The sequence below is a fragment of the Lacticaseibacillus pantheris DSM 15945 = JCM 12539 = NBRC 106106 genome (genome assembly GCF_001591865.1).
Classification (GTDB): domain Bacteria; phylum Bacillota; class Bacilli; order Lactobacillales; family Lactobacillaceae; genus Lacticaseibacillus; species Lacticaseibacillus pantheris.
On sequence record NZ_BCVS01000049.1, the window covers coordinates 1 to 17,426 of the forward strand.

15 protein-coding genes are annotated in these 17,426 nt (G+C 54.9%); 9 read left to right on the plus strand and 6 right to left on the minus strand.

Annotated elements, in window-relative coordinates; genetic code table 11:
- Nucleotides 1-258: 258 nt before the first annotated feature.
- Nucleotides 259-2,211 (plus strand): S9 family peptidase, encoded by a 1,953-nt coding sequence (locus LPA02S_RS06545; protein ID WP_056956349.1) that lies wholly within the window; start codon nucleotides 259-261, stop codon nucleotides 2,209-2,211.
- A gap of 161 nt (nucleotides 2,212-2,372) precedes the next feature.
- Here LPA02S_RS06545 and LPA02S_RS06550 read toward each other — a convergent pair whose 3' ends face one another.
- Nucleotides 2,373-3,215: an aldo/keto reductase gene (locus tag LPA02S_RS06550; RefSeq protein WP_056956348.1), complete on the minus strand. Its 843-nt coding sequence runs from the start codon at nucleotides 3,213-3,215 to the stop codon at nucleotides 2,373-2,375.
- 413 nt (nucleotides 3,216-3,628) lie between these two features.
- On the opposite strand from LPA02S_RS06550, the gene nrdJ reads away from it, so the two are divergent.
- Nucleotides 3,629-5,872, plus strand: coding sequence for a ribonucleoside-triphosphate reductase, adenosylcobalamin-dependent (gene nrdJ / locus LPA02S_RS06555; protein WP_056956347.1), 2,244 nt, complete (start codon nucleotides 3,629-3,631; stop codon nucleotides 5,870-5,872).
- A gap of 332 nt (nucleotides 5,873-6,204) precedes the next feature.
- On the opposite strand, the gene LPA02S_RS06560 is transcribed toward nrdJ, so the two are convergent.
- Nucleotides 6,205-7,206, minus strand: a complete 1,002-nt coding sequence (locus LPA02S_RS06560; RefSeq protein WP_054649510.1) for an NAD-dependent epimerase/dehydratase family protein — start codon at nucleotides 7,204-7,206, stop codon at nucleotides 6,205-6,207.
- 76 nt (nucleotides 7,207-7,282) lie between these two features.
- Between LPA02S_RS06560 and LPA02S_RS06565 the strand changes: the two genes are divergently transcribed.
- Nucleotides 7,283-7,720, plus strand: coding sequence for a MerR family transcriptional regulator (locus LPA02S_RS06565; RefSeq protein ID WP_054649508.1), 438 nt, complete (start codon nucleotides 7,283-7,285; stop codon nucleotides 7,718-7,720).
- 120 nt (nucleotides 7,721-7,840) lie between these two features.
- On the opposite strand, the gene LPA02S_RS06570 is transcribed toward LPA02S_RS06565, so the two are convergent.
- Nucleotides 7,841-8,596: an ABC transporter permease gene (locus tag LPA02S_RS06570; protein WP_054649506.1), complete on the minus strand. Its 756-nt coding sequence runs from the start codon at nucleotides 8,594-8,596 to the stop codon at nucleotides 7,841-7,843.
- Entirely contained in the window at nucleotides 8,593-9,246 is a 654-nt protein-coding gene (locus LPA02S_RS06575) for an ABC transporter ATP-binding protein (RefSeq protein WP_054649504.1), read from the minus strand. Before LPA02S_RS06575 ends, LPA02S_RS06570 begins: the two co-directional genes overlap by 4 nt.
- Before the next feature lie 142 nt (nucleotides 9,247-9,388).
- On the opposite strand from LPA02S_RS06575, the gene LPA02S_RS06580 reads away from it, so the two are divergent.
- On the plus strand, nucleotides 9,389-10,207 hold the full coding sequence (locus LPA02S_RS06580) for a Cof-type HAD-IIB family hydrolase (RefSeq protein WP_056956389.1): 819 nt from the start codon (nucleotides 9,389-9,391) through the stop codon (nucleotides 10,205-10,207).
- A 266-nt stretch (nucleotides 10,208-10,473) separates the two neighbouring features.
- Here the strand turns inward: LPA02S_RS06580 and LPA02S_RS06585 are convergent, their stop codons facing one another.
- Complete coding sequence (locus tag LPA02S_RS06585; protein WP_054649590.1) at nucleotides 10,474-11,559, minus strand: glycosyltransferase; 1,086 nt, start codon at nucleotides 11,557-11,559, stop codon at nucleotides 10,474-10,476.
- A gap of 313 nt (nucleotides 11,560-11,872) precedes the next feature.
- On the opposite strand from LPA02S_RS06585, the gene LPA02S_RS06590 reads away from it, so the two are divergent.
- The 4 genes from LPA02S_RS06590 (at nucleotide 11,873) to LPA02S_RS06605 (ending at nucleotide 15,347) form a co-directional block, all read left to right on the plus strand.
- Nucleotides 11,873-13,780, plus strand: coding sequence for a heavy metal translocating P-type ATPase (locus tag LPA02S_RS06590; RefSeq protein WP_054649502.1), 1,908 nt, complete (start codon nucleotides 11,873-11,875; stop codon nucleotides 13,778-13,780).
- 80 nt (nucleotides 13,781-13,860) lie between these two features.
- Nucleotides 13,861-14,091 (plus strand): heavy-metal-associated domain-containing protein, encoded by a 231-nt coding sequence (locus tag LPA02S_RS06595; RefSeq protein ID WP_054649500.1) that lies wholly within the window; start codon nucleotides 13,861-13,863, stop codon nucleotides 14,089-14,091.
- On the plus strand, nucleotides 14,092-14,643 hold the full coding sequence (locus LPA02S_RS06600) for a ferritin-like domain-containing protein (RefSeq protein WP_054649498.1): 552 nt from the start codon (nucleotides 14,092-14,094) through the stop codon (nucleotides 14,641-14,643).
- A 29-nt stretch (nucleotides 14,644-14,672) separates the two neighbouring features.
- Nucleotides 14,673-15,347: a Crp/Fnr family transcriptional regulator gene (locus LPA02S_RS06605; protein ID WP_054649496.1), complete on the plus strand. Its 675-nt coding sequence runs from the start codon at nucleotides 14,673-14,675 to the stop codon at nucleotides 15,345-15,347.
- A gap of 78 nt (nucleotides 15,348-15,425) precedes the next feature.
- Here LPA02S_RS06605 and LPA02S_RS06610 read toward each other — a convergent pair whose 3' ends face one another.
- Nucleotides 15,426-16,373 carry an NAD(P)-dependent oxidoreductase gene (locus tag LPA02S_RS06610; protein WP_056956346.1) on the minus strand — a complete coding sequence of 316 codons (948 nt, stop codon included), beginning with the start codon at nucleotides 16,371-16,373 and terminating at the stop codon, nucleotides 15,426-15,428.
- A gap of 194 nt (nucleotides 16,374-16,567) precedes the next feature.
- Here LPA02S_RS06610 and LPA02S_RS06615 point away from each other — a divergent pair, with 194 nt between their 5' ends.
- The gene (locus LPA02S_RS06615) at nucleotides 16,568-17,347 is read left to right on the plus strand and encodes a Cof-type HAD-IIB family hydrolase (RefSeq protein ID WP_056956345.1); all 780 of its coding nucleotides are present in this window, start codon (nucleotides 16,568-16,570) and stop codon (nucleotides 17,345-17,347) included.
- The last annotated feature ends 79 nt before the right edge of the window (nucleotides 17,348-17,426 follow it).

Below are 17,426 nucleotides of genomic sequence, written 5' to 3' on the forward strand. Positions count from 1 at the left end.
CTCGCATGCACTTGGCGAGTTGGAGGTTTCGCCCTAGCAGTGGATTACCGCGGAGCGTAACTCGCCAACCCGACCAACGCGGCCGACAATCACTACTGTCGTAATCCACGACGCCTCCATCCCAAACCCTGCCCACGTGTTTGGGACCAACGATCCTTCGACCCAAACGCTGTGGTAGAAAAATTCGCATTAACATGTGAAAAGCATTAAAATGGCATTACAAACACTATCAAGTGTCAATACGAAGGGGTGACCATTTTGCGCGTACGCACAACTGATTTATACAACATCAAAACGTTATCGCGGTCAGTACCAACGGCGGCTGGCGTGGTGTTTAACGAGAACTGGATTGATCAAGAACATAATGATTATCGTAGTCGGCTCTTTTTCCAAAACCGGGCGACCGGGGAGCGGGTTAGTTTGGGCCACGATCAGCAGCACGACACCGCCGCGGCTTTGGGGCCAGACGGTAGTACCCTGGCGTTTTTGAGCCACGACCAGGCCGGGCACCAGCAAGTCTTTACCCAAGCGTTTACTGGCGGTGCGGCTACCCAGCGGACCTGGTTTGCCGACGGTGTCACGGGATTTCATTGGCAGCCAGATGGTGAGGGGTGGTTCGTGCAGGTCACGTCCCAACATCCCCAACAGCCAAGGGACTGGCTCCACGCCACCCGCGTGACCCGCCTGCACTATCAGGATAACGGCCCCTGGTTGCTGGACGAGCGCCGCCGTTTCCTTCTATATAAACAGGGGTGGGCCCAGGCCGACCATGAACTGCTTTATCAGGACGACACCGAGTACACTGTGGCCGCCGTCAGTCCCCAGGGACAGTTGGCGATTGACCATAACGTCGCCACCGACGCGCCACAACGTCCTGCCGACGTGGTCTCGTTGCTGACACCGGGTGAGTCAACACCCGTGCGCGTTGAAACGGGGATGGAGTATGGCTCATTTGGGTCGGTGGCCTTTAGTCACGATGGTCAAAAGCTGTTGCTGGCCGGTAACCCGAATGAAGATACTGGCTGGTTGTCGAACACGTTATTCGTTGTGGACTGCCAAAGTGGCGCAGTCTGGCGCCTATTTGATGATGAAGACGTCGAGATTGGTGCCGCCCTCGCCGCTGACACTCAGCAGAACCTCAGCGGTCGGGTTGCGGCCTGGACTGGGGATGACCAAATCAGTTACGTGGCATCGAGGCGTGGCTGTGTTGAACTACATACCACTGATTTAGACGGACATAGTCGCGTCGTGGTAGGTGGTCGCCAGCACGTGACCGACTTTGCCTTCACTGACGATGGTCAGGGCGTATACTACACGCAAAGTACGATTACCACTCCCAGCCAGCTGTACTTCAAGGAGGTCGAGTCGGCCGACAGCACACTACTGTACGACCCGAACACGACTTGGTCGCAGGAGCACACCACGGTGGCACCCGACGACTTTAGCTTTGAGCGGAATGGCCGTACGCTTCAGGGGTGGTACTACCGGCCGGTGGGCGTGGTCAAAGGCACGGCCCACCCCGCGGTGCTGTACATCCATGGCGGCCCGCACGCGGCATACGGTGAGACCTTCTACCACGAGTTGCAGGTGCTGGCGAACGCTGGGTATGGCGTCATTACCCTGAATCCGCGTGGTGGTGCGACGTATGGCAATGCCTTTGCGCATGACGTTTTGGCCGATTACGGGAATAATGACTACGAGGACCTGATGCAGGCCGTCGATGAGGCCGAACATTTGGACACCGATATTGACGATACCCACGTGTACGCGACTGGCGGATCGTACGGCGGCTTTATGTCCAACTGGATTGAGACGCATACAGCGCGGTTCCGCGCTGTGGCAACGTGCCGGTCAATTTCGAATTGGGTCAGCATGTTTGGCACGAGTGACATTGGGTGGGACTTCCTGCCCATCAATCTAGACGACCAGTGGGAAAGCGGCCTAGAAAACGCTGACCGCTGGTGGCAGTTTAGCCCGTTGAAATATGTTGACCAGGCGCAGTCGCCCATCCTCATTTTGCACGGTGAGGAGGACCGTCGTTGCCCAATTGAGCAGGGCGAGCAGTTCTACAACGCGCTGAAACTCAAAGGCGTGGAGACGGAGTTTGTCCGGTTCCCGAAGAGTAACCATGAACTATCCCGTTCAGGATTACCGAACCTGCGCATTGAGCGTATGGAAGCCATCATGGAATGGTTCCAGCGTCACGCATAATCATAGTGATCAAAAATCCAGCGTACGGTGTGACCACATAGTGTGGTGACGCCGTGTGCTGGATTTTTTGTTGGTGTAGAAGTAGTAGTAATTCAGTTACTTCACCCAACAAACACACAAAATTGATATCAGTGTGTGTGTTAGGTGAGGCGACGCTGTATTTAGTCCGCCAGGTGGTCAAGCAGCTCCCGGTCGCCATCGCTCAACGTGATGTCGGCGGCCGCGATGTTCTGCACGGCGTGGTCGGGGTTGCTGGTACCCGGAATTGGCAGGATTACGTCGGACCGTTGTAATAACCATGCCAAGGCAATCTGCGCCGGGCTGGCCTGGTACTTGGCCGCGATGGTGGACAGAGTGTCGCCAGCAGTGAGCCTGCCGGTAGCTAACGGGAACCACGGGATAAAGGCAATGTGGTGTTCGTCGGCGTAGTTCAGTACGTCCTCATCCGCACGGTCGATCAGGTTGTACCGGTTCTGGACGGACACGATTGGGGCCACTGCCTGGGCGGTCTTGAGCTGGCCAACTGACACTTGACTCAGACCAATGTGCTTAATCTTGCCTTCCTTTTGCATATCGGCGAGGACGCCCACCTGATCGGCAATGCTGTAGCGACTGTCAATTCGGTGTAGCTGCATGAGGTCGATGTGGTCCAGGCCCAAAGTGAACAGGTTGAGTTCGACCTGTTGGCGCAAGTACGCCGGGTCACCTAGTTCGGTCCACTGACCCGGTCCTTGGCGCGTGAAGCCGACTTTTGTTGCCACCATGACTTTGGCGTCCGGCCGCTGACGCAGCGCCTCGCGGAGGTAAAGGTTGGCGTATAACGGACCGTATGAGTCGGCCGTGTCAATAAAGTTGACACCGTGGTCAATGGCGGTGGTAATTACTTGGCTGGCCCGTTGCGGATCCGCTGCGGGGCCCCACACTCCTTTGCCTGGTAGCTGCATGGTGCCATAACCAAGACGGTTAACCACTAGTTCATCGTCGAAATGAAATTGTTTTTGCATGTTGCTCCTTTGTTAAAACCGGAATTGATTATACGTCTATACTACTACCTTCTAGTAGGTGGAATGCAAGCTAATTGGATGAAATACTTACGAAAAATTAGTTCTGAGGAAATAAATTAGGTAGTGCGGTGGATTATAAGCAAGTGCATCGCCTAGATATGGTTGTAAATATCAGAATTTGTTCGGGAGTCCAATAGTGTTAAATTTTTTTCGCTGCATTTCTATGTCGTTAAACACGCAATTTAACGGTGGGCAACGCTAGCCAAATAGATATTACGGAGCTTGTAGAGTTGTTCAACGCTGTTATCTCAGTTAGGAAAATAATGGTTACGCCAAAAGTCAATAGTCCCATTACGCACAATATGTAGTATATTAATCAGTATAGCAAAACTACATATAGGGGGAACGACAATATGGATGTAGCAACTTCTATTCGCGTCGGATTGACCGACGACTTTGTGGAACAGGTTAAGAATGAGGTGACCCCGCATTGGGGACCATTGGGTTGGGTGACGTACAAGCGCACCTACGCGCGGTGGTTGCCCGAGCAGAATCGTGCGGAGGAGTGGGACGAAACCGTGCGGCGTGTGGTTGAGGGGAACATAAATTTGGACCCACGGCTCCACACCGACAACGTGGATCCTGCCGTCTACGCCGAGCTAACGGAGGAGGCCCAGGACCTATTCCGGTTGGTGTACGGTTTGGCCGCCACGCCGAGTGGGCGGAACTTGTGGATTTCGGGTACGGATTACCAAAAGCGTAATGGTGACGCGTTGAATAACTGCTGGTTTGTCGCCGTGCGGCCACAACCATACGGGCAAAGTCACATTCAGCCGTGGTACGTGGACAACAGTCAGCCAGTACCATCAATGCCGTTTTCATTCCTATTCGACCAATTAATGAAGGGCGGCGGGGTCGGCTTTTCCGTGGCCAAAAAGAACGTCGACCAGATGCCAGCCGTTGACCAGGCGGTTGATTTAACCGTGGTCATTGACAAGCAAAGTGGTGCCTATGACGAATCGCTTGAGGCCGGCGCGGTGGACAAAGCTGCGTGGCTCGCTGCCAACGACATGAACGGGAAGGTCTACTACCAGGTGCCCGACACGCGCGAGGGCTGGGTGGTTGCCAACGCGGCCATGATTGACAGTCACTTCCTGTCCGCTAATCCGTCGGGCAACCATGAAGTGGTGATTGATGTTTCTAATATTCGTCCGCGTGGGGCCAAAATCCACGGCTTTGGCGGGACCGCCTCCGGGCCAGCACCACTCGTCGAGATGATGATTGACATTAATGATGTCATTAACGCCCGCGTGGGGCAGAACCTCACCCCGGTTGATTGTACTGATATGGGCAACTTGATCGGCAAAACGGTGGTGGCTGGTAACGTGCGCCGGTCGGCCGAGATTGCTTTGGGTGGAGCGGACGACCATGACTTCATCACGATGAAGCAGGATAAGGACAAGCTCTACCACCACCGTTGGGCGTCTAACAACAGTGTGCTGGTAGATAGTAACTTTACTGGCTACGAGGAGATTGCCCAGGCCATCGCGCAGAATGGCGAACCGGGGATGGTTAACCTCGAATTGTCGCGCAACTATGGCCGCATGGCGGACGGTCGTCAGGAAGGCATTGACGCGGAGGTTGAGGGGACCAACCCTTGTGGTGAGATTTCGCTAGCCAATGGTGAGCCATGTAACCTCTTTGAAGTTTTCCCGGTGATTGCCGAGGAGCAGGATTGGGATTTACACCGCGCCTTTGAATTGGCGGCCCGTTACGCTAAGCGTGTGACCTTCAGCGATTACGATTGGGAAATTTCCCGCAATGTTATCCACAAGAATCGGCGCATCGGCGTGTCGATGTCTGGCATTCAGGACTGGATTTTGACTCGCTTTGGGCACCGCGTTGTTCAGGGTTGGCAGGATGTCCGTGATGAGTCAGGTGAGATGGTTAAGCAGCCGGTGTACAAGCCAGACGCCGTGGCGGCGTTCGACGGGTTATACAAAGCCGTGGTGGCGGCTGACCAGAAGTATTCCGACGAATTGGGTTGCAGCACCTCGGTCAAGCACACCACGGTGAAGCCTTCGGGCACGGTGTCCAAGTTGGCGGGTGTGTCCGAGGGGATGCACTTCCACTACAGCAACTACCTGATTCAGCGGATTCGGTTCCAAGACAGTGACCCGTTGTTGGACGCGTTGGCGGCGTGTGATTACCACATTGAACCTGATGTGTACACTAAGAATACGGTGTGTGTGGAGTTCCCAGTGCGGGCGGCACACGCGGACAGTCCCGACTTTGCATCAGCGGGTAACGTGTCGATTGCGGAGCAGTTTGCGACGCAGGCGTTCCTGCAGACGTATTGGGCGGACAACTCGGTTAGTTGTACGGTAACGTTCCAGCCGGAGGAGGCCGACCAGATTGCGCCGTTGTTCCGGCAGTACCGGAATACAACGAAGTCGACGTCGTTGTTGCCGTATGTTGGTGCTGGCTTTAAGCAGGCGCCGAAGGAACCGATTAGTAAGGACCGGTACTTCCAGTTGAAGAATAATATTACGGGTGACGTGCAGGCGGCGTTTGCAAAGTTGCACCCAACCGATACTAAGGGGTTGGAGCTGGTTGATCAGAGTGATTGTGCGTCGGGGGCTTGTCCGGTGAAGTAGAGAGAGCGGAGCCCCGCGTTTAGAAACCAGAGTATAAGCAGCTCCGGACGAGAATCCCGTACTTGGATTCTTGTTCGGAGCTGTTTATACGTCGGTTTCTGCGGGGCGCAGCTCGTTTCAATAAGCAAAGGTAACGGGGGAGCATCGCAGCATTCCCCAGCAATCCGACTGGCCCGCACTTGGCCTTTTGGTGGGAGTCCCTTATACGTCGGTTTCTGCGGGGCGCAACTCGTTTTAATAAGCAGAGGTAACGAAGGAGCGTCGCCGCACTCCCCTGCAATTTTGCAGGACCAGTTTTGGCCTTTTGTTTGGATCAACAGGATGTGGCACCCTTATCCCTGCAAAGCATCGACTGTTGCCAAAATTGTTTCATCAACACTGTGTTTTGCTTGCCAAGCTAAGCGTTGTTCAGCATTTTGCGTGGATGGATGGTGGTTGATCGATAAGAACAATTTTCCGCTGCGGGCCTGGGCATTGAAAGGCGCGGCCATGCGAATCACCCAAGACGGTAAAATGTGCCGTGGCAGTTTAGCCGCTAGTGCGGGGCGTTGTTTACGAATAAGGTCAGCAATTTGAGGCAAACTAATCGACCCGTTCGTGGCTAAGAAGCGTTGACCAGAAGCAGCGGGTGTAAACAATGCCTTGACGTGGGCATCGGCGACGTCGGCGACATTTGAGACTACAAACTCGATGTCAGGGATAAATTTGCTTGAACCGTCGAGCAATTGGTTGACCAAGCCAAAACTACCGGACACATGACCATTCAATGGGTTGCCCAACATCGCCCCTGCGGCAACCGTGGCCAAATCAAGGTGGTCACTTTGGGCAAAATCCCAGGCAGCACGTTCTGCCAAAAGTTTAGAGCGTTCGTAATCCGATAAGCCAGGTTCGTTAGGGTCAGTCCAATCTGCTTCAGTAGTTGGGCGACTGGAATGATTAGAAAACCCAACCGCGCCAAAATTGGCAGTCATCACCACCCGCTTGACGCCTGCTGTTTTAGCAGCTTTTAAAATCCGCAAGGTGCCGGTTTTTGCGGTTTGGTTCATTTCATCAGTAGTGGTTTCGCCGTTCACAAAGACTGGGGCAGCAACGCTCATCACGTGGGTGACGTTTTGCATGGCTTTGGGCCAATCCGCGTCGTTGAGCAGATCAGCTTGGATGAAACTGAGTTGATCCGTTGCAACGCCGGCTGTTGCTAATGCTTGGCGGACTTCGTCGGTTTTGTTCAAATTACGCACGGTTGCGCGCACGGGATGATTGTTCGCTAAAAGTTGTTTAATGATGTGTAAGGCTAAAAAGCCGTTGCCACCGGTGACTAACGTTAATTCTGACATTGCATATGTCCTCCGTTTCAGTTATTATCGTGAGGATAAACCCTAAACCATACTTTAGTGCAAGGGGGAATTTTAAATGGCATATTCAATTCAAACTGTGGCTCAAAAAACCGGTTTAACGATTTCCACGTTACGTTTTTACGATAAGGCCGGTTTATTGCCGTTCGTGGCCCGTGATGCATCGGGTTATCGTGCTTTTACCGATGGTGATTTGGCTTTATTACACACGATTGTATGCTTGAAAAGCACCGGGATGAAAATTGCGGATATCCGTCGATACATCGAATTGGTGATGGCAGGACCGACTACGGCTGAGGCGCGCCGGGCGTTACTTTCCGGCCACCGGGAACAAGTCATCGCCAAACAGCAAGAAATTGCCCACAGTTTGGCCGAAATCGACTATAAGTTGGCGATGTACGCCTCACCGGACGCTGAAACCAAAGTGGCTCATGAATGGGCGCTGGCTTCTGCGGATAAAGAGAAAAACGGGTTACCGAACCCGTTTACGGCTTGAAAAAACCCGTAAAAATGGACCAAGAATCGGAAATCATTAAATTTCCGGGTCTTGGTCCATTTGATTTTCATCAGGCGGCTTTTTAAGGGTGTTCGGCACAGCCGTTTTGCAGACATGGCGTTACTGCAGTTGCAACCGCTCATTAAAGAACCCGCGGTACGCTAGTGAACAGGCAATCACGCTACTGAGGCTGGTTGTGGCTAGCATCATGAAGGTAACCAATATCTGGTACATGATGGCCTTGCTGGGGTCGACGCCGGCAAAGATGAGGCCGGACATCATGCCGGGCAGGCTAACCAGGCCGACGGTTTTGGCCGAATCCACGGTTGGCGACATCCCCGTTTTGACCGCCCGACGCACAAGCCCCGCCGTCGCCTGCTTGGCGTCGGCACCAAGCGCCAGGCGTTCAAGGATAGGTTGACGCAGGTCGTGGAAGCTAGCGTTCATACTGCGATAGGCGAGCCCAATCGCAACCATGGCGTTGCTGGCAATCATCCCGGTAAACGGAACCACCTGTGACGGAATAAACTTGATGGCGTGGGTCGCAATCAGGATAACCAAAGTAATGGTGGTGGCAGCCCCGATGGCGGCCAAGCTAATGGCAAAGGCATGGGGCAGGGTGCCGGCACGTTTACGTGCGTTCAGCGCGGCGTTCACCACGATGATGGCGACCATCAGGATGGTAAGCGGGGCGCGGTTAATTTTGATTACGTAAGTCAGCACGTAACCGACCACGGTGAGCTGAATGACGGCGCGGACGACACCGATGACCAGGTCCCGTTCGAGGCCAAGATGTTGTTTCAGGCTGACACCCAGGGCAATGAGGACGAGAGCGACGGCCAAGACCAACGCGGTTGGGGTAACGATGAGGTTCATGATGGCTTCACCTCCAGTGTGTGGTGGTCAACGGTCAGCACGTGGTCGGCCGCTGCAATCTCGGTTTCATCATGGGTGACGGCAATCATGGTGACGCCATCGTCATGGTTGAGGCGTAGCAATTCGTGGTGCACGATGTCTTTGGTTTCCGTGTCTAACCCAGTGGTGACTTCGTCCAAGAGCATGACCGCAGGCGTGAAGAGCACGTTTCTAATCAGTCCTACGCGTTGCTTTTCGCCACCGGATAATTCACTGATGGGTTTGTCCATCATGCTGGTGGGCAACTGGAACCGCTCGAGCCAATGGTTGGCGAGCTGCTCGTCAAAGTCTTGGCGGCGAATGGTGAAGGGAAAGCTGATGTTGTCACGAACCGTGTCGCCGAATAACTGGGCCTGCTGAAAACAGTAGGATACCTGCCGGCGATAGTCGACCGGGTCGTAGTCTTGTTGGTTGCGTTCCCGGAACATGATTGTCCCGCTCGTTGGTGAAATTAACGTGGCGATAAGTCGGAGCAACGTGCTTTTACCAGAGCCGGACGGGCCGACGATGGTGAGCCAGTCGGCGGGTTGTACGGTCAGGTTAACGTGCGCCAAAATGGGAGTGGCCGCCGGTTGGTAGGCCACTTCATTGAGTTGGATAATTGCTGACATGATGTCACTTCCTGTATATAATCGTTGTTATCTAATATAGCATAATTCTAGGCGCCTTTGAGTATTAAGGCAAATAAATTGGTAGCGCTTTATGACAACATTAACGATAGTGGTGTATGCTGGTATTACACAATATTCGGGGATGGTGGACAGCGTGGGGATAATTAAGCACGTATTTTCAGACATGGACGGTACGTTACTCAATAGCGATGGCGTCGTCAGCAACAGCAACGCCGCGCTGATTAAGCAAAGTGGGGTACCCATGACGCTGGTGTCGGCCCGCGCACCCATGGAGATGGCGGCGGCAATTGCCAAGTTGGGGCTACACGCACCGCAAATCGGGTTCAATGGCGGCTTGATTTACAAACCAGGCCGTCACGGCTGGGACGTTATCAGCCAGAGAACCATCGACTTTACCGCGGTCACGACTCTGTTGCGGGCGGTCTCGCTCGATTTTCCGGACGTGAGCCTCAGTTTTTACGACCTCGACCGCTGGTATGCGGACCGGGTGACCAAGGGGTTGCGTTATGAGGCCAACTTAACGGGGCAGACCCCGACCATCGCGGATTGGCGCACCGTGCTCACTAGTCCGACCGTACCGGTATTCAAAGTAATGATGATTACCTTTGATCAAGACGAAATGAAGCGGTTGCAAGCCTTCGTGCGGGGCCTCCAATTACCCGACGTCGCCATCGCGCAGTCGGGGACGGCCTACCTCGAAGTGACGCACGCGGAGGCGCAAAAGTCACGCGGTATTGACTACATTATGTCCACGGAGCAGCTGCAGACGGCCGAAACCGCCGCCTTTGGGGATGGGCATAACGACCTACCCATGTTGAAGATGGTGGGGATGCCAGTCGTGATGGCCAACGCGCTGCCAGCCATTAAGGCGGTGGGGCGGTTGATTACTAAATCGAACGATGAAGATGGTGTCGGTTACGGGTTGCAGCAGATACTGTAAAGGCCCATCTACTAGGTTTTTGTCAAACATAATTGATTTTTTGGCAGATTTTGGCTGTTTATCAAACATAATTGATAAAAACCGAATTACCAGAGATTTATCAATTATGATTGACAAACTATCGCAAAAGTATGTACCGCTTTGCCTGGCAACACTCGTCATCGCCAGGATGACACCGCCCTACATATGTAAATACGGGACCGAGATTCTTTGCCTGACAAAGAACTTCGGTCCCGTTTTGTGGTGGGTAACAAATCAACCCCAATTTAGTCTGACTCAATAATCGGTAACCAGTCGGCCACGATTTTATCCAAAGTGAAATCCTGAGCCCGTTTTAACGACTGTTCGCTGTAATATTTGCGTAGCTCGCGGTTGGCGATCATCCGGTTTAGGTGGTGCATAAAGTCGTCGGGGTCGCCGGGGCGGGTGATGATGCCGTACTCGTCGTTACCGATAAACTCGGCGCTACCCGTGTTCTCCATCGCCACGATGGGGAGGCCGAACGCCATCGCTTCACCCATCACCAGCGGCATACCCTCCCAACGCGAGGTGGATACAAAGATGGCCGCCTGCTCGTAGTGCTGGGTTAAACCCGCGTCTTTGAGTGGCCCACGGAAGTTAACGCGGTCGTGCAGGTGCCAGAAGTCCATTAACTGGTTGAACACCGCCATGTTTTCGTCGTCGCCCGAGCCAGCCAGGTTGATGTGCCAGCCGGGGTAGAGGTTGCGCGCAGCTTGTAACAGTAGGTCAATTCCTTTGTGTTCAATGGCAATCCGGCCGGTGAACGCCACGGTTTGGCTGTCGAGGTTGGTGCGGCCCGTGGCCTTAATTGTGATGGGGTTATAAATTTTCACCGTGTGTGCGTTGTACTCACTGTACGAATGCAGGTCCGACTCAGTGAGCGTGACCAGCGTGTCGACCCCGCGCAGCCCCGCCCGGAACTCTTTGCGCATGTAGCCATAATAGTCGTTCAGGTAGGTGTCGTAGTTGTTGTGCATCCACCCAATCAGCCGCACGGTCGGCATCTTAGCCTTAATTAGTGGTGCAAAGCTGGTCAGGAGCCCGGCCGGCAGAATGACCACGTCAATTCCAAGCCGCTCAATGGTCGCAATCATGTCGGCAATTTGGTCGGCAAAGACGGTGTAGGGCTGGCTGCCGAAAAAGTTGGCCCGATGCGGGTCGGTGGGTGGATCCGCAATGATTAGCGGCGCGTCCAGCTCAAAGTAGCGGGGGGCGTCGGCCAGCGAGTAATAGTACATGTCGAAGTGGTCGGTGAGGGCGTTGCCCAGCACGGTGGACGCACGTTTGACGCCGTCCATTACCACGTTTTCCAAAGCAATCATAACTTTCATGATAATCACCCCTTCGATTAGTACACGCGTATCCATTTAATTGTCAGTCTCTTATATTAATTATACCTGCGTGAATAATACGATAGCAATAGATAATCCGCGCAATCCCGCGGATGAACGCACTAAATAGCCGATTGTCATATTGTCCTGGCACACGTTGAGCGGCGGTCAGCCAGTGTCCCCAGCAGTCATTGGGGCCAAACAATATGACAACTAGCATTTATATCTAACCTTGATGGCCGTCAAGGTGAAAACGTGTTGACGGCATTATGCTGTAACCATCATCAAGAAATTAAATGAATGGGGCGAGCATATGCGTTGGCAAATATATTTAAATCGGCATCCGGGACAAATTAGTTTAATCCTCGGTGGGTTAATTGTAGTGAGTTGGGTTTTGGGTTGGGCAGGTGTTCCAACGGTCGCGTTGGCCGTGATGTACGTTGCGGGTGTACTGGGCACCACACCAATCCTGTTGCGGGCGTGGAGCGCGCTACGGATGCGCACCATCAGCATTGAGTTGCTGGTGACGATCGCCTGTATCGGGGCGCTGGGCATTGGCGAGCCCAACGAGGCGGCCATCGTGACCTTCCTCTTCCTCTTTGGTAACGTATTGGAGGCCCGGACGCTAGCCAAGACGCGGTCCGCGGTGCGTGACCTGACGGACATGGCTCCGCAACAGGCGACCGTCGTTGATGAAGATGGGCAGACCGAGTTGGTTGACATCGACGAAATTGACGCGGGGATGCACGTTCGCGTACGTCCAGGCGACCAGGTGCCGGTTGATGGCACCGTGGTTGAAGGCGAGGGCCGCACGGTGGAGGCCGTGATTACGGGTGAGGCTGCTCCGGTGGCCAAAGTCTCGGGCGATCAGGTCTACGCTGGTTCAATGTTGGACAGTGGTGCGCTGACCGTTAGCACAACCGCTGCGGGTGAGGACACCACCTTTGGTCAGATTGTTGAACTGGTGGAAAACGCCCAGGATGCGCAGGCGCCGGTTGCGCGGTTCATCGACCGCTTTGCCCGGTACTACACGCCGGCCGTCCTGGTGATTGCCTTGATTGTGGGCCTGGTGACTCAGGATATGCGGCTGGCGATTACCATGCTGGTGCTGGGTTGCCCGGGAGCGTTGGTGATTGGTGCACCCGTGGCAAACGTTGCTGGTATTGGTCGGGCGGCGAGTCAGGGCATCTTGTTCAAAGGTGGGGCGACCGCTGACGCACTGGCTGGTGTGGACACCATCATGTTGGACAAAACGGGGACCATCACGACTGGCAAGATGACGTTAAGTCACGTGCAGGACTTCGCTGGTAACGAGGACGATGACTTGGCTTTGCTGGCAGCCATTGAGGCGGATTCCCAGCACCCGTTGGCGCGGGCAATTCTGGCGTCGGCCAAAGAACGGCAGCTGACCCTGCCGGAGGCCCCCGTCATGGCGACGGTCAAGGGCCGCGGCTTGGCGAGCGCCGACGGACAGTACCTGGTGGGTAACATGCAGTTGATGGGTGACCACGGAGTGAACGTTGACGCCACGGTCACCGACGGCATCAACGCAATCCAGGCATCGGGTGATTCGGTAGTGTTATTGGCGGTTCATGGAGAAATTAGGTTAGCAGTTGGGGTTAATGACGTTGTGCGCGCAGATGCGGCCGATGGGTTGGCAGCTTTGAAGCAGCACGGGATTGAACACGTAGTCATGTTGACGGGCGACAACCGGGCGGCGGCTGAACACATTGCCGCACAGTTGCCAGTCGACGAGGTGCGTGCGGAAATGTTGCCGGCAGAGAAGCTGGCGGCGGTGCAGGAGGCCCAAGCGGCGGGCCACAAGGTTGCCTTTGTGGGTGACGGCATTAACGACGCCCCCGCCCTAGCGACGGCCGACGTAGGTATCGGCATGGGTGGTGGTACGGCTGTAGCTTTGGATACATCCGACGTGGTGCTGGTGCGGCCAAACTTTGGCACGCTGGTAGAGGCCGTTCATCTTGCGCGGGCGACTCGCTCAGTGACCCGTGAAAACATCGTGATTGCGGTGGGTACCGTGGTGCTGTTGCTGTTGGGATTAATGCTAGGGTTGGTCCAGATGGCAAGCGGCATGTTCGTCCACGAGGCGTCAATCCTCGTGGTGATTGCGAACGCTTTGCGGCTGTTACATCAAAGTCGCGCACAAAAAGTCGCGCAACTTGATGAGCATCAAGTTACAACTAAGCCTAGCAGTGTAAATTAAGGGTATAGGAAATGAGTTGGTGACCCGCCGAAAGTTGTGGTTCTAAGCACGGGCTCCACTCTCTAGGAGGTAAAGCAACTATGGCAATGGCAATTTTGAAGTTGGACGGGATGACCTGCCCTTCATGTATGCAGAAGATTGAACACGCGGTGTCCGGTGTTGATGGCGTGCAGGACGTTAAGGTGTTGTTCAACGCGGCCAAACTGAAGGCTAAGTTTGACCCAGTAGCAACGAACGCAGATGAATTGAGTGGCGTGGTCACCAAGTTGGGTTACACCGTGTTGAGTAGCAAAGTTAAGGAGATTGCATAAATGGCGACAGCAGAAGAATTATTCACAGCAGAACAAGCACAATCAGATCATGATCACCACGTACCCACGGCGGGGGCGATGATTAACCACGTACTGAGTAACCACGTGGTACTGACCAACAAGCTCCGCCAGGCGGCATGGTTCGTCCGTGGCGCCACCGCCGGCCAATTAACCACCACCTTTGTGGCAATTAACGGTGAGAACAACGACTGGATTGAGCGGATCGCATCTGCCTTGCTGGATGAGGGCGAGATTCCGGCCACGCTGATGTCTGAGTATAGCGAATGGACGATGCTGGAAGAGGACGGGGCACAGAAGTATCGCGACGCCGACGAAATGGTTAACGGGCTGGTCAACGACTTCGAAACCGACAACCTGTTCGTCACCCGAGCAATTGCGTTAGCTAACAAAGAAGGCCGCCCAGCCTTAGCCGCAACCATGACGACCATGTTCGGCTGGAATCGTCACCAGGTACGCGTCCTCCAGTCATTGCTGGGCCACTCCGCCCGGTTCGGCCTCGATGATGAGGACGATGATGACGACGAGTTTTAAGCGCGTATAATAAGGGTGAGGTGATAGGGATGGATTTGCATGAAGCTGAGTCGTGTGTTCGACTGGTACCCATTTTTCAACAACTGAATCATGATGCGGTGCGGGCGATTGCTAGCCTTGTGCGGGACCACCACTATGATGAACGGGAACAACTGTTCACCGCCGGCACCGATGCCGATGCGCTGGTTATCATCGCGCACGGCCAGGTCAAAATTACCCAGTCAACGGCCAGTGGGCGTGAGCAGCTACTCCGCTTGCTGCAGCCTGGGGACTTTGATGGCGAAGCGGTGCTGTTTACCCCGACCGAGCGCACGACGACGGCGACCGCTTTGACCGGTACGCAAGCGTGCACGATTAGCCGCACTGACTTTCAAAAGTTACTGCAATCAACGCCGGCATTGGCGCTCAACGTTCTGAACGCTCTGGGACAACGGGTTGTCGCCCTTGAGGCCCAAGCTACGGCCGCCAACACGGCCAGCGTGGCCGAGCGGTTGGCCACCTACATCGTTGAAACCGGCGCAGGTCTGGGGCGTAACGACTTTGATTTACCCCTCCCCAAAAAGGATTTGGCGGCCTATCTCGGCACGACGCCGGAGACGATTAGCCGCAAGCTGACCGAGTTTAGCGAGCAGGGCTGGATTGAGCAGTCGGGTCGCCGCCACCTGGTGGTCAAAGACAGCGACTCCCTGACGATGGTGGAATAGCATTTATAACAAACGGGACGGTTGACACAACTCTGGTTACTCCAAGAGCTGTGTCGACCGTCCCGATTTTTTTGAAAGTTAATAGCCCCGCGCTAAGTCCACCGCGTTCACCGCGAGCGTCCCGTGGTCCATTAACGACACTAGGTTAGGGTAGAAAATCTTGAACACACCCGTAGCCACGTCGCTGATCGTACCCGATACGTGTGGCGTTAACTGCACGTTAGGGGCTTGCCACAAAGGTGAGCTGGCGGGCAGCGGCTCCTCCTCGAACACATCGAGAGCGGCACCGGCCACTTTGCCTACCTTCAGCGCCCTAATCAACGCCGCGGTATCCACGGACGGTCCGCGACCGACGTTGATAAAGTAGGGGTGGCCAGGCTGCCGCTGGAAGAAATCGTCGTTATACAGGTGGTGCGTTTGGTCGGTGAGCGGCAGGATGTTAATGATGAAATCGGCTGCGGGTGCCTGTGCCATCAGGGTCGCGGTACTAATAATCTGGTCAAAGCCGGCGACGGCGTGACCGTCGTGGTTGACCCCGGTTGTCCGGACGCCCAGTTGCTGGAGGACGTGGCTGATGGTGGTGCCGATGTGGCCCGCGCCGACGATGAGGGCACGACGTCCAGGTAGTTCGGTAATCTGATGCCGCAGTTGGCTGGCCGCCCAAAAATTGTGGGGATCGCGATTGGTGGGGGCGTTAAGGGCCCGCGTAAAGTTGAGGATATAACCGAGCACGGATTCCGCAATTGACTCACCGTGGATGCCGCTGGCGTTAGCAACCAGTACGTCTTGGCGCGCAAGGTCGGCCAGTGGCAGGTAATCGACGCCGGCGGACATCGTCTGGATAAAGCGGACGTGGTTCGGTGCGCTCATGATGGCCGCCGCGGTCGGATTCCAGGCTAGGATGACGTCGATTGTGCTCCCCATGGCGGGTGTGAATTCATCACGGTCAATGAGGTGTACGTCGGGCAGTGCCTCTAGCTGGGTGATTTGGTCGGGATGCAGGTGCATGTTGACGAGAATGTTCAATGGGAGGCCCCCTTTGATTGAGTGAGTGCTTATATAGTAGATTTAGGAAATTACCTATGCCCGCATTTTACACCAAACGGGAAGGCAAAGGTAAAGAAAGGGCTTGCATCAAGGCTGTGAATCGGGCATGCTGAACGTAACGGATTACATAATCGTGCTGGCAAAGCGGCACGCAATTACTTGGAGGCGGCAAGATGCACAAAACGCGTGGCTTAGTATTTTTTGACCTGGACAAAACTTTACTGAACGAACAACACGGCATTGACCCGACGGTGCGGCGGGCCTTAGACGAGCTCCGGGCTAATAGTTACCAACCGGTGATTGCCACGGGGCGACCAGCAGCTGGTATTCGCGACATTATGGCGGCTAGCGGCATTGATAGTTTGGTTGCGTTGAACGGTCAGTACGTGGAGTTGGCCGGTGACGTGGTCTTCTCGCAGACGATGGCGAGTGACGTGGTCGCCCGGTTAACCCAACAGGCGACGGCCCGCGGCGTGATGCTCGGTTATTTTAACGCGGACAGCGAGTGGCTTTCGGGTATGAGTCCGGCCGTGGTGGCGGGGTACGGTGCGATTGACAAGCCGACGCCCCCGATTCGGCCCGAGGACTACCTGACCCAGCCGGTCCACATGATGATGGCGCTCACCGAAAACCTCACTGATGATCAGGTACTTTCTGCCGCCTTCCCGGAGTTAAGCTTCTACCGGAACTTTAAGTTTGATATTGATATTATTCCCAGCAACGTCAGCAAGGTCCGCGGCATCGAAGCGGTCAAAGCGGCGCTGGGCGGGCACGTGCCCACCTTTGCGTTTGGGGATGGCACGAATGATCGGACCATGATCGACTTTGTGGATCACGGTGTCGCGATGGGTAACGCGCTGCCGGAGGTCAAAGCCGTGGCCGACTACATTACCGCGGATTACAATCGGGGCGGAATTGTGCAGGGCTTGCGTCATTTGGGGCTGATCGGGTAAGGTGGCGGTGCTGTAGGGTGCTACGACTTTGTGGACCGCTGCGGTGGCTGGTCGCACTGGCATGGTGGCTCCGGTTGAG

Excerpts from the sequence above, each read along its gene's own strand:
- LPA02S_RS06560 (WP_054649510.1), bottom strand. The coding sequence starts at position 7,206 with ATGTCAGAATTAACGTTAGTCACCGGTGGCAACGGCTTTTTAGCCTTA.
- LPA02S_RS06590 (WP_054649502.1), top strand. The coding sequence starts at position 11,873 with ATGCGTTGGCAAATATATTTAAATCGGCATCCGGGACAAATTAGTTTA.
- LPA02S_RS06565 (WP_054649508.1), top strand. The coding sequence starts at position 7,283 with ATGGCATATTCAATTCAAACTGTGGCTCAAAAAACCGGTTTAACGATT.
- LPA02S_RS06580 (WP_056956389.1), top strand. The coding sequence starts at position 9,389 with ATGGTGGACAGCGTGGGGATAATTAAGCACGTATTTTCAGACATGGAC.
- LPA02S_RS06605 (WP_054649496.1), top strand. The coding sequence starts at position 14,673 with ATGGATTTGCATGAAGCTGAGTCGTGTGTTCGACTGGTACCCATTTTT.
- LPA02S_RS06570 (WP_054649506.1), bottom strand. The coding sequence starts at position 8,596 with ATGAACCTCATCGTTACCCCAACCGCGTTGGTCTTGGCCGTCGCTCTC.
- LPA02S_RS06550 (WP_056956348.1), bottom strand. The coding sequence starts at position 3,215 with ATGCAAAAACAATTTCATTTCGACGATGAACTAGTGGTTAACCGTCTT.
- LPA02S_RS06585 (WP_054649590.1), bottom strand. The coding sequence starts at position 11,559 with ATGAAAGTTATGATTGCTTTGGAAAACGTGGTAATGGACGGCGTCAAA.
- LPA02S_RS06615 (WP_056956345.1), top strand. The coding sequence starts at position 16,568 with ATGCACAAAACGCGTGGCTTAGTATTTTTTGACCTGGACAAAACTTTA.
- LPA02S_RS06600 (WP_054649498.1), top strand. The coding sequence starts at position 14,092 with ATGGCGACAGCAGAAGAATTATTCACAGCAGAACAAGCACAATCAGAT.
- LPA02S_RS06575 (WP_054649504.1), bottom strand. The coding sequence starts at position 9,246 with ATGTCAGCAATTATCCAACTCAATGAAGTGGCCTACCAACCGGCGGCC.
- LPA02S_RS06595 (WP_054649500.1), top strand. The coding sequence starts at position 13,861 with ATGGCAATGGCAATTTTGAAGTTGGACGGGATGACCTGCCCTTCATGT.
- nrdJ (WP_056956347.1), top strand. The coding sequence starts at position 3,629 with ATGGATGTAGCAACTTCTATTCGCGTCGGATTGACCGACGACTTTGTG.